Annotated in this window: 8 protein-coding genes and 1 pseudogene; 1 reads left to right on the top strand and 8 read right to left on the bottom strand. The window is 46.6% G+C overall.

The window, feature by feature from the left end; all coding sequences use genetic code 11:
• The first annotated feature begins 48 nt into the window (after nucleotides 1-48).
• On the top strand, nucleotides 49-3,480 hold the full coding sequence (locus LDO37_RS01255) for a hybrid sensor histidine kinase/response regulator (RefSeq protein ID WP_126609120.1): 3,432 nt from the start codon (nucleotides 49-51) through the stop codon (nucleotides 3,478-3,480).
• A gap of 31 nt (nucleotides 3,481-3,511) precedes the next feature.
• On the opposite strand, the gene LDO37_RS01260 is transcribed toward LDO37_RS01255, so the two are convergent.
• From LDO37_RS01260 to LDO37_RS01295, 8 genes and pseudogenes are all read right to left on the bottom strand, one after another.
• Nucleotides 3,512-4,114 (bottom strand): porin family protein, encoded by a 603-nt coding sequence (locus LDO37_RS01260; RefSeq protein ID WP_185829898.1) that lies wholly within the window; start codon nucleotides 4,112-4,114, stop codon nucleotides 3,512-3,514.
• Nucleotides 4,115-4,388: 274 nt separating this feature from the next.
• A complete protein-coding gene (locus tag LDO37_RS01265; protein WP_126609118.1) occupies nucleotides 4,389-4,871 on the bottom strand; it encodes a hypothetical protein in 483 nt (160 codons plus the stop codon).
• Between the two features lie 93 nt (nucleotides 4,872-4,964).
• Nucleotides 4,965-6,693: pseudogene (locus LDO37_RS01270) on the bottom strand (sodium:solute symporter family protein).
• A 12-nt stretch (nucleotides 6,694-6,705) separates the two neighbouring features.
• Entirely contained in the window at nucleotides 6,706-6,969 is a 264-nt protein-coding gene (locus tag LDO37_RS01275) for a DUF4212 domain-containing protein (protein WP_126609117.1), read from the bottom strand.
• Nucleotides 6,970-7,180: 211 nt separating this feature from the next.
• Nucleotides 7,181-7,816: a response regulator gene (locus LDO37_RS01280; RefSeq protein ID WP_104400321.1), complete on the bottom strand. Its 636-nt coding sequence runs from the start codon at nucleotides 7,814-7,816 to the stop codon at nucleotides 7,181-7,183.
• A gap of 161 nt (nucleotides 7,817-7,977) precedes the next feature.
• Nucleotides 7,978-9,054, bottom strand: coding sequence for an ABC transporter ATP-binding protein (locus tag LDO37_RS01285; protein WP_126609116.1), 1,077 nt, complete (start codon nucleotides 9,052-9,054; stop codon nucleotides 7,978-7,980).
• Between the two features lie 32 nt (nucleotides 9,055-9,086).
• A complete protein-coding gene (locus LDO37_RS01290; protein ID WP_126609115.1) occupies nucleotides 9,087-10,835 on the bottom strand; it encodes an ABC transporter permease in 1,749 nt (582 codons plus the stop codon).
• A 103-nt stretch (nucleotides 10,836-10,938) separates the two neighbouring features.
• Nucleotides 10,939-12,279, bottom strand: a complete 1,341-nt coding sequence (locus tag LDO37_RS01295) for an ABC transporter substrate-binding protein (protein ID WP_126609114.1) — start codon at nucleotides 12,277-12,279, stop codon at nucleotides 10,939-10,941.
• Nucleotides 12,280-12,306: the final 27 nt, after the last annotated feature.

Here is a 12,306-nt window from a genome sequence, read left to right on the forward strand (position 1 = left end):
AAAACCAGAGCATAGCTCTGGTTTTTTGCGTTACAAGGAAAGTTATTAATGCAAGGTTGGATTGTCATCCCCGTTTCATTGACCTATCTCGGTCTGTTGTTTTTTATTGCTTGGTATGGCGATCGCCGTGTGAAATGGCTGTCACGCTGGCGTCCTTGGATCTACAGTTTGTCGATTGCGGTGTACTGTACCTCGTGGACTTTCTACGGAACGGTAGGGCAAGCAAGCAGTAATCCTTGGTCTTTCATTCCCATCTATGTTGCTCCGATTCTCGTTTTCACTATTGGCTGGCGATTGCTCGCACGGTTGATTCTTATCGCCAAACGCGAACACATTACGTCTATTGCCGATTTCATTGCCGCCCGATACGGAAAATCACAAGGTTTGGCAGTCACGATCACCATTATTGCTGTGGTGGGGATTCTGCCATATATCGCCCTTCAGCTCCGTGGTATTACCATGGGGCTAGAGCTGGTAGCACCAAATTTAACCGAAGATTTGGGTTATCAAGACGCCAATATTTCTTGGTTTGTGGTGTTGGCGTTAGCTATGTTCACCATGCTCTTTGGAACAAGGCACATCGACAATACCGAGCACCACCGTGGCATGATGATGGCCGTCGCATTTGAGTCCATCGTAAAGCTGGTGGCTTTTCTCACTGTGGGCTGCTTTATTGCTTATGTTGCTTTGCATACGCCCGAGCTCGATTTAATGGCGATTGCCAGTGAAACCTACGAATCACCGAATGTTCCAACACTCGTGATTCACACCATACTAACCATGGCTGCCATTATTTGTTTACCACGACAGTTTCACACCATGGTGGTAGAAAACGAAAAAGCGAAAGATCTCTACACCGCGCGGTGGCTGTTTCCAATTTACTTAGTATTGATGGGGCTGTTTGTCTTACCTATTGCGTGGGCAGGACAAGGGCTATTAACAGGTGTTTCGCCTGACTCCTATGTGATCAGTTTGCCTCTCTCCATGGGGGCAGAAAACATAGCGTTGCTGGCGTTTTTGGGCGGTACGTCTGCCGCGTCGGGCATGGTTATCGTGTCGACGATCGCGTTAGCCATCATGGTCTCAAATGATTTAGTTTTGCCGCTCATTCTAAGGCGAATGAAGCTTTCCGAGCGCACCCATACCCACTTCTCTGGCATGTTATTGAATATCCGCCGAGGACTAATTCTTTTGCTATTGGCAGGAGCGTGGGCATTTTATCAAGTGCTTGGCAGTATCAGTTCGTTGTCGGTGATTGGGTTGCTTTCGTTTGCTGCTATCGCACAATTTGCGCCTTCATTAATCGGTGGTATGTATTGGCGAGAAGGCAATCGAAAAGGGGTTTACGTCGGTTTATTTGCGGGCTTTACCGTGTGGCTTATCACCCTAATGAGTCAAACGGAGATGCTGGCAGGCAGCGCCGACAGTAACTTTTTATTGTGGGTGGTTACGCCACCGGACGTGCTATCAAACCTATCGCTGTCTATGTCGGACTGGGGTATGTTTCTGAGTGTTTTGCTGAACACATTCTTCTATATCGCAGTATCTCTCTTTACTCGCTCTAGCCTGAGTGAGCGCTTACAGTCGGCAGCGTTTGTCGGAACACCGTTGCCAGAAAGCGAAAATGTCAGCTTGTATCAAAGCCGAGTGACAGTGGCAGAGTTAGAGATGCTGGCGTCTCGATTTGTTGGGCGAAGCCGCGCCCGTGCTGCATTTCGAAATTTCTGGAATCAGCAGGGTGGCGACATGCTACCCAACCAACAAGCTTCTTCAGCCCTCATTCGTCATACTGAACGGGTGCTCGCTGGGGTGTTTGGTGCCTCTTCCGCTAAGTTAGTCCTTACTTCTGCGCTTCAAGGCAGAAATATGCAGTTAGAAGAAGTCGCGACCATCGTTGATGAAGCTTCTGAGCTGTATGATTTTAGCCGCGGGTTACTACAGGGCGCGATTGAACATATTAGCCAAGGTATTACCGTGGTGGATAAGCAGCTTAGGTTGGTGGCGTGGAATCAGCGATATCTGGAGTTGTTCGATTTTCCTACGGGGCTTATTCAGGTTGGTCGCCCCATTGCTGATGTGATTCGTCACAATGCTCAGCAAGGGCTATGTGGTCCTGGTGACCCTGAAGATCACGTAAAACGACGTGTTGAGCACCTCGTGCGCGGAACCAAGCACACCTCTTCTCGAATTCGACCTGATGGTCGTTTTATAGAGGTGCAAGGTAACCCAATGCCGGGCGGCGGCTTTGTGATGAGTTTTACGGATATCACCGTGTTCCATGAAGCAGAAAAAGCGTTGAAAGAAGCCAACGAAAATCTGGAGTCACGGGTACATGAGCGAACCATCGAGCTAGAACGGTTGAATAAGCGCTTGGTCTCCGCCACTCAAAGTGCCGAATCAGAATCGCATTCCAAGAGCCGATTCTTAGCTGCGGTCAGCCATGATTTGATGCAGCCGTTGAATGCGGCGCGGCTTTTTGCTTCATCTCTTTCTGAAACCGCCAAAGATGATGACACGAAAAAGTTCTCTCACCACATTGAGAGCGCGCTTGGTGCAGCGGAAGAACTGATTGGTGATTTGCTGGATATTTCTCGATTGGAATCGGGGAAACTAGAAACCAATGTACATGCGTTTTCCTTAAACGACGTACTCGATAATTTGGATGCCGAGTTCAGCGCGTTAGCCAAACAGCAAGGTATTAATTTCAAAATGGTGCCTTCCAATCTACTGGCGGAATCTGATCCCAAATTATTGCGCCGAGTGCTGCAAAACTTCCTCACCAACGCTTTTCGTTATAACCCGAAAGGCAAGGTACTGCTGGGGGCTCGCCGAGTGGGTAACCAAGTTCGAATCGAGGTTTGGGACAATGGTGTTGGCATTCCTGAAGACAAACAAGCCGCTATTTTTGAAGAGTTTACGCGCGTAGAGGTGGGGCACAGCGATCAAGGCTTGGGGTTAGGGCTTGCGATAGCAAAAGGCATCGCTCGCGTGCTTGGGCACGAGATTTCGCTCAGGTCTTGGCATGGGCAAGGCACCGTCTTTTCGGTGGCATTAAACCGAAGTGCTCAAATTGAACCTCAAGCAGCGATATCAGCGCCAGCCAATACCAGTGATGTGGCTGGAATGAAGGTTCTTTGTGTTGATAACGAAGCGGACATCTTAGTAGGAATGCAAGGGCTATTGGAGCGTTGGGGCTGCGATGTAAAAGTGGCAGAAGATTTAGTCCAAAGCTTAAAAGCACTCGAAAACGATTGGGCACCGGAAGTGATTTTCTCCGACTATCGCTTAGATCATGGCAGAACGGGATTAGAAGTTTTGCAGCAATGCCGACTCAGATTGGGTGACAGCTTTGAAGGGGTGATCATCAGTGCCGATCGGACCGATGACATGTTGGACGCCATTCAATCCAACGGATTCAGTTTTATCGCCAAACCAGTAAAACCGTTGAAGTTGAGGGCGGTGTTGAATCGGGTAAGTTGAAAAAGAGCGCCTTTTGGCGCTCTTTTTACAATTAGAATTTGTAGCCGATACCTACGTAGAACGAACTTAGGTCTAATGTGATACCACCGTCTTCAATACTTGTCTTTTTATAACCTGCACGAGCTAAAACGCCGTTGTGGTGCTGGTATCCACCTTCTAAACCGTAAATGAAGCCATTTTCACTTGATGTCTTAATTGCAAAGTTGTTTACCAAGTCCAGATTAAGAGTGTATGAACCGTAGCCAAGAGTACCACCAATATAGATGTTGTCATTGACGTAGTATTTTGGTTTTACATTCAATGCAGTGCTAGTGATATAAGCTTCAGCTGCTCTATCTGAGAACGTTTTGTAGTTGCCCCAGTTATAAAATTCTAACTCAGCAGCAACATTAATTTTGTCGTTGGCTTTGAATTCATAACCAAGGTTGAAGCCTGATGCAATATCTAGGTCAGAGTTGTATGAATTATCGCTAGAAATGGATTCTCCAGAGACAGATGATTCTCCCGAAAGTCCCAAATCCAAACCTGCGTAAAAGCCTTCTGTTTTTACTGACGTTGGCGCTTTGTCTTCTTGAGCTTGTGCTGGAAGGGCGATAGCTAGAGATAGCGCGCTCAGTAGAATTGTTTTATTCACTTTTATAATTTCCTGATTGATGTATCTATATTTTCGCGCGAATTATTATTTCTAATTCATATAGTTATCAATGGACAAATTGTTAGTATTTATTAATGATTGTCTATTTTATAATTTCTTGGAGATTATCCTGATTGAGCTGAAATAGAAAAACCGTCAGGTTGACGGTTTTTGGGGGAGTTTTAATGTTGTTTAGGGCTGAATTTCGCTAATCGATCTATCGTGCAAAATTCAGATTAAGTCGTTTCTTGAGTGAATTTTTATCTTAAATCGACTATTTGTCTTCAGTAAACAGCGTTTCATAAACCACGAATTGGGTGTTTGCTTCACCGTAATATAGCGTGTCGCCAGACTGAAACACCATCAGTAACTTGCTTTCTTCATTCTGTGGAGCATTAACGGTTAAGTGCCAGTTTTGCGCATCGATTTTACGCATTTTTGATGGAATACGTTTATCGTCAGGGGAGTCTGCTATTGCGATTTTGGCGCCCTCTAAAGGTAAATCTGCTTTTAAACTTAACGTCAATTGACCGTCTTTAATCCCTTCTGAGCGAAACTGTACTTTAAAATCCCCATTTTCCATATTGCACAAACCGCTGGTGTAGCGGCAATTGGATTTGCTTGCCAGCTTATAAGATTCCCCTTCTTTGGCAGCATGCGGTTTCTCGCTTATTGCTGCGTCCGTACCGAAATACGCAATAATGGCAAGAATGGGAGCGATGAGCATGGCAATAATAAAGTGCTTGTTTTTAAACATGTTTGGGCTTCTTCCTGCTGACTTTTATCTAAAATGCCTCAGATGAGGAGATAAAAAAAGCCCCTGTCGGGGCTTTTGTGGCGTGTGTTTTAATTAGTGTGACTGAGCGTCGCCTGCGCCAGCTGGAACACGTACGTGCTCAACCAAGTCTTTCACTTCTTGCGGTGTATCTGCGGTTACTTTAGAAACGGCAAATGCGACTGCGAAGTTGAAGGCGGCACCGATAGCACCAAATGCATTTGGTTCAATGCCTAGGAACCAGTTGCTGCCCCAACTTTCTAGGTATTTCCAATCAGCGATGAACAAAATACCTAGAAAGTTGGAATACGTAGAACAAAGTAATCGTGATACCTGCGATCATACCGGCGATTGCACCTTCCTTGTTGATGTTCTTGCTGAAGATACCCATCATCAAGGCGGGGAATATCGACGAAGCGGCCAAGCCAAAGGCGAGGGCTACGGTACCGGCGGCAAATCCGGGTGGGTTCAAGCCTAAATAGCCTGCCACCGCAATTGCCACCGCCATCGATATCCGACTGGCGAGGAGCTCCTTCTTCTCGGATATGTTCGGATTTATCACCCCTTTTATTAAGTCGTGGGATATGGACGACGATATCGCGAGCAATAAGCCGGCAGCAGTAGAGAGTGCAGCCGCCAAGCCACCTGCTGCTACTAATGCGATGACCCAGTTAGGCAGTTTCGCAATTTCAGGGTTTGCCAGAACCATGATGTCACGGTCCACTTTTAACTCGTTTGTTGCTTTGTCAGAGGTGTACTGAATCTCACCGTCGCCATTCTTATCGTCAAATCCTAGAAGACCTGTTTTCTCCCAGTTTTTGAACCAAGCTGGACGCTCGTCGTATTTCAAGTATTCGTTCTGAGCTGGGTTTACTGTGTCCATTAAGTTCAGGCGAGCCATTGCTGCTACAGCTGGAGCCGTGGTGTAAAGGATCGCAATAAAGAACAGTGCCCAACCTGCTGAAGTTCGTGCATCACGTACTTTCGGTACGGTGAAGAAACGGATGATTACGTGAGGCAGACCTGCCGTACCAATCATCAGAGACATGGTGTAAACGAACATGTTCAGTGTATCGCCCCGGACGGCGGTGGTGTATTCGGTGAATCCAAGCTCTGTGACGACTTGATCAAGCCGATCGAGCAAGTAGACATCGGTTCCGACCATGGTCCCACCTAAACCAATTTGAGGTAGAGGGTTACCTGTCAGCTGAAGTGAAATGAAGATTGCGGGAATAGTGTAAGCTAAAATGAGTACGCAATACTGAGCGATCTGTGTGTAAGTAATCCCTTTCATTCCGCCCATTACAGCGTAAATGAATACGATACACATACCAATCAACAGACCCGTTGAGTAGTCCACTTCAAGGAAACGACCAAACGCAACACCCACACCTTTCATCTGACCGATAACGTATGTCACCGATGCGATGATCAAACACGCTACCGCTACAACGCGGGCAGTGTTGGAATAAAAGCGCTCGCCTACGAATTCTGGCACTGTGAACTTACCAAACTTACGAAGGTAAGGAGCAAGAAGCAGAGCAAGTAATACGTAACCACCGGTCCAACCCATAAGGAATACAGAGCCACCGTAGCCCATAAAGGCAATCAAGCCAGCCATCGAAATAAACGATGCTGCCGACATCCAGTCTGCTGCTGTTGCCATGCCGTTTGCGATAGGGTTTACTCCCCCGCCCGCAACATAGAATTCTTTGGTCGAGCCAGCGCGGGCCCAAATGGCGATACCAATGTAAAGTACAAAGGTGGCACCGACGACTAAATATGTAATTGTTTTAAGATCCATCTTAACGACTCCTTACTCGTCCACGTCAAATTCGCGGTCTAACTGACGCATCTTCCACGCGTAGTAGAAAATGATTGCCAGGAAGCAGTAAATTGAGCCTTGCTGCGCAAACCAGAAACCGAGCTTGTATCCGCCAAGTTGGAATTGATTTAGTGCATCAACAAACAAAATGCCACAACCGAATGACACTACAAACCAGATTGCCATCAAGGAAATCATGAGTCTTACGTTTTTGTCCCAGTAGGCCTTTGCCCGTTCTTTGTTTTCGAACGCCATTGCCGTCTCCTTACGATATTGAATGCTCTTCATTACATGAACAGCTCGTTGTTAACGATTTGTATCAGGATTTACAATAGCAAGATGAAATCAAGAACTCTTTTCTACTTTAGTCTGGGCGATAAAATGAAAAAGCCCCCTAAAAACGGGGCCTTAAAGAGGAGTGTTCCGAAAAGTGAGATGTTAACACGTTGTTAACTTAGCCGAAGGTCTAAGACTCTGGCTCCATTTGTTGAAGAAGAATGACGGCTTGAGTTCGGTTTTTGACACCGAGCTTGCGAAAAATGGCGGTCATGTGTGCTTTGATGGTCGCTTCTGAAACATTGAGTTCGTATGCGATTTGCTTGTTCAATAATCCGTCAGACAACATACCAAGTACGCGGTATTGTTGAGGGGTTAACGCGGCGATCTTTTCACTTAGCTCATTGCATGCAGCATTATTTGTGATCATCCCTTCTGGGAAGAAAGGTTCTCCGTTGAGTACCTGATTGAGTGCCGCCACCAGCTCTCTCATGTCACTTGATTTTGGAATAAAGCCAAACGCACCATGGCTTTTAACTTGAGTGACGACACTGGATTCTTCACTTGCGGAAATAACGACAATCGGGAGATCTGGGTATTCGGCGCGAAGTTGGATCAAACCAGACATTCCATTGGCGCCGGGCATCTTCAAGTCTAACAACAGAAGATCGGGTTCTTGCTCTTTCTCCAAAAGGGAAAGTAAAGCCTCTAGAGAATCGGCTTCAAGCAGATTGGCTCCGCTGATCGCCATATGTACCGACTGAAATAAAGCATTACGGAACAGTGGGTGATCATCGGCGATGAGGATGGTGTAGGTCGAGTCCATGACGTTAAGCACTCTTTAACAGACAGTTAATTTAATTATTATCACCGTCTCCAGAATACAACAACTAATATGCGCTTATTCTCTGATTTTTCTTCTGAAAATGTGAAAGAGCCAGACTAAGATAGACCGGCTCTTTGATAATTGATACTAATGTCAATAACTTAGCTTAACGCAACGATTTCATCGGGGTTAAGTTGCAGTAAGATCGGGGATCCATTTCTAATATGGGTCGAACCTCGCAAGTGAGGGTCATCGACCATTAACATTTGACCGCCAATATCAATGCCGTAACGCACTAAGTGACCTAAAAACTCTCGATGTTTTACTTTTCCTTCCAATTTTATTGCGTCTGCATTGGGGGAGGTGTGGCAAATTTCTAAGCTTTGAGGTCTGAATACCAACGAAATATCGCCTCGTTCCTTCGTTTGATACGGGAAATGAATACCGGATTCCGATTGGAACACACTGCTTCCGCCAGATTCGGTGATTTGCCCATTCAATACGTTCGCAGTACCCAAGAAATCGGCAACAAACTTATTAGCAGGATTATCGTAGAGTTCAATGGGTTCTCCGATCTGTTGAATCACGCCTTGATCCAAAACCGCAATGCGATCTGAAATGGTGTTGGCTTCTTCCTGATCGTGAGTAACAAAGATCGTGGTTAATCCTAATTGACGTTGCAGATCAAGAAGATCACGTCGCATTTGTTCACGCAAATTCGCATCCAGATTCGATAAGGGTTCATCCAGAAGCAACACGCGTGGTTCAACGACTACCGTTCGTGCAATGGCGACCCTTTGTTGCTGACCACCAGAAAGTTGTGAAGGTCGGCGCTCAGCTAAATGAAAAAGGCCGACGAGGTTGAGCGCTTCATCCACCCGTTTTTTGATTTCCGGTTTCGGCACTTTGCGTTCTTCTAAGCCATAGGCCACATTCTGGCGCACCGTCATATGCGGCCATAACGCGTAGCTTTGAAACACCATGCCTACGTTGCGCTTCCACGGTGGCTGTTCGATGACGTTTTCATCACCCAACAATATTTGTCCGTTAGGGACGGGACCAAACCCAGCGATCGCGCGGAGCAGGGTAGATTTACCTGAACCGGAAGGACCAAGAAAGGCGAAAAACTCTCCGGGCTGGATGTCTAAATTCACCCCTTTTAGCACCTCGGTTTCCCCAAATGCTAACGTGAGATCCTTAATGGTAATGCCGACTTGTTGGCTGTTTTCTAAACTCATGGGAAATTCCTTTTTTTATTGGTCAACAGACTCTAATGACTCTTTTCGCCGTGAGCTTGGCGAGTACGTTCAACAATGGTGTGCGACAAGTACGTCGCTAACCCAACTATCACTACGGCAATCACACCTAAAGCAGCACCAGGACCCCGCCCAGCAGCGCTTTGCATGAAGATGTACAAGCCGTAAGCCAATGGGGCATCCGATTCTTGTGCAACGAGCATAATGGTGGCGGAAAGCTCAACCGCAGCAGTGGCAAATGCTGTGACAAACCCTGCCAAAATACCTGCAGCCATTAGTGGCACGACAATGCGTCGGATGGTTCGAGAGCGGGTTGCTCCTAGGTTTTCAGAGGCTTCTTCAAGTGAAGGGCTAACCTGCTGTAACGCGGCTACGCAGGAGCGAAGCGCATAAGGTAAGCGCCTTACAGACAACGCAATCACAATGATTCCCCACCACGTTGCCATCGATGTGCCGACAATCGGTAATTCAACATCATAGAAGGTACGCAAATAGCCAATGCCGAGAACAACACCCGGTACCGCGAGAGCGGCCATGGCACCAAAATCGAGCCATTTTCTCCCCACCATTTTTGTGCGCCAGACAAGGTAAGCGATCGCGGTGCCCAAAATGACATCGATAATGCCCGCTAGACCAGCGTAAAGCAGAGTATTGGTGATGAAGTCAGAAGCCTGAGTGATCGCGGTGGTGTAGTGATCAATCGTGAAACCGTCTGGGAGTGGGCTAAAGCTCCAGATCGTACCAAATGAAAGCAGCAACAAAGCAAAGTGCGGAGCCAGAACCAGCATGAGGATCAGGGCAATCACCGCATAGCAACCCACCATTTCCATAGGACGAAGCTCACGCTTGGATAAACCGCCGCCGCCTTTTTGCGTGGTGGAGTAGTCTTTTCCTTTTAACGCTTGGAAAGAAACCCAAAGTGCAAACACAGAAAACGCTACGAGAATAACCGAAATAACGTACCCCATCGGATCAGAAATACCCACCGATGAAATGCGCAAATACGCTTGCGGAGCCAGCATGTTGTTTACGTTGAGTAAAAGTGGTGTGCCTAAATCATCAAACACTTTCACAAACACCAGCGACGCCCCCGCAACATAGCCAGGCATAGCGAGTGGGAATACGATTCTTCTAAACAATTTTAAGCCTGAAGAACCCAGTGATTGCGCCGATTCTTCCATTGAGCGATCAATGTTTTGCAATGCGGCAGATAAGTTAATCAGAATGAATGGGAAATAGTGAACGCTTTGAACAAAGATAACGCCATTCAACCCCTCCATAACCGGGATCGTGAAACCGAAATATTCGTCCAAAAGCAAGTTCATTGTGCCGTTTTCACCAAACAGTAATTGCATCGCGACGGCGCCAATAAAGGGCGGCATGATAAGAGGCACAATACCTAAGGTTTGAATCAGCACCGTACCTTTAAACTGGAATCGGCTGGTGAAGTACGCCAAAGGCATGGCAATAATAGACGCCACCACCACCGACATGAAGGCAACATAGAAAGAGTTAAAGAAAGATTCTTGGAACAAAGAAGAACCAAAGAAATCTTGAAAGTTAACCAGTGAAAAGCCGCCTTCTTGATCTTGGAAAGCAACAAAAATGACCTTTAACACGGGTACAAAAAGAAAAACGATGATGAACAAGGCGATGATGATGGCGGATAAATATAATCCCCAATCTTCACGAATTTTTTTCAGCAAACCACGGCCTTTTTGTCCTGTGTCGTCTTTTGACTGTGGAAGAGAGACACTACTCATAAGAAACTCCATGTTCTTGAGATAAAAATTCCCCCCAGCACCACGCAATTACGTGGTGCTGACCTACAAGTGGGGGAATCAGATGTTGTAGAGCGGAAAAGGCTTACAGCATATCCATAGCTTGTTCGGCAAGCGCTTTCGCTTTGTCGTAGTTAACGACGACTTTTTTATCCCAAGCTTGCTCAATTTCAGCCTGACGAGCGCCGACTTTGTCGGTTTTCTTCTTACGCTTTTTAGTGAAGATACCGGCAAAATCAGGGTCACTGGCTTCTTGCGCTGTGATGGGCATTTGATTGATTAATGCTTTAGCTTGAGCAACCAGCTCTAGCGCTTTGGCATTGTTTTGAGATTTCGCTTTGGATTCAGCCTCTTGAATGGCTTTCGTTGCACTGCGCAATTCCCCCATACGGTAGGTGATCATGACGTCAAACAAGCTATTGACGACGTTGTAGCGAGATTTGGATAGGTTGAGATCGAAATCCACCGTTCCAAGCTTTTCACCTGTAAATGGGTTTGGGAAACCTTCAGGCGTTTTGCTGTATACATTTGGGTTGACGGGTAAGCGCTGAATCCCTTCATCGAGAAGGAGCTCTTGCCCTTCGTCAGAGAGTAGGAAATCGATAAAAGCGCCTGCCGCTTCTTGGTTCGGTGCATTTTTGACTTTACCAACGTTAGCGGGAACAAGTGCCGTCACTGTCGGATAGTGGAAGTCGACCGGGAAACCTGTTGCTTTCGACGACAGACCAAAGAAGTCAATTACAATACCCACACCAAATGAGCCACTGTTTACGCCATCTGGCACACCAAAACTTCGCTCGGTGACTACGCGGAAGTTACCTGAAATGGCTTTTAGCGTTGCCCAACCATCTTCCCAGCCCTTACCTTGAAGGATCGCTTCTACCGTTAGGTGAGTGGTTCCTGAGCGTGAAGGTGCCGACATTCCTACGTGTTTGTGGTAAACGGGGTCAGCCAAATCTTCCCATTCATTGGGAATAGGCAGCTTTTTGGCTTTCATGTAGCGTTCGTTCCACATCATTCCGTAGCCCGAAAGCGCAAACCCTTTGTAGTAACCGTCTGGGTCATTAATAGGAAATGATCCTACTTTCTCGGGAATACCGGTTACTGAGGATTGGTACTGTGCCAGTAAGTCGTTGTCTTTTAGCACTTCAAAAGCATCGGGGGCTGAAGCCCAGAAAATATCGGAGTTGTTACGAGAAGCCGTTTCTTGCAGATACTTGATACCGGATGTGGTTTTTTTCTTTAAGATTTCGACTTTTACGTTGGGGTATTTTTTTTCAAACGCTTTTTTATAAACGTCGGTCACGTCATTGGAAAACGAGGTGACGATCACCAAGTCTTTGTCCGACATTGCCCAAGCGGATGCGCTGCCCATTGCGAGCATCATTGCGCTGGTTAGTGTCAGCAGTTTGATTCCATGTTTCATTGTGCACTCCATTTTTATCAACGTAGG

The sequence above is a fragment of the Vibrio penaeicida genome (assembly GCF_019977755.1).
In the GTDB taxonomy this organism is placed as follows: Bacteria; Pseudomonadota; Gammaproteobacteria; order Enterobacterales; family Vibrionaceae; genus Vibrio; species Vibrio penaeicida.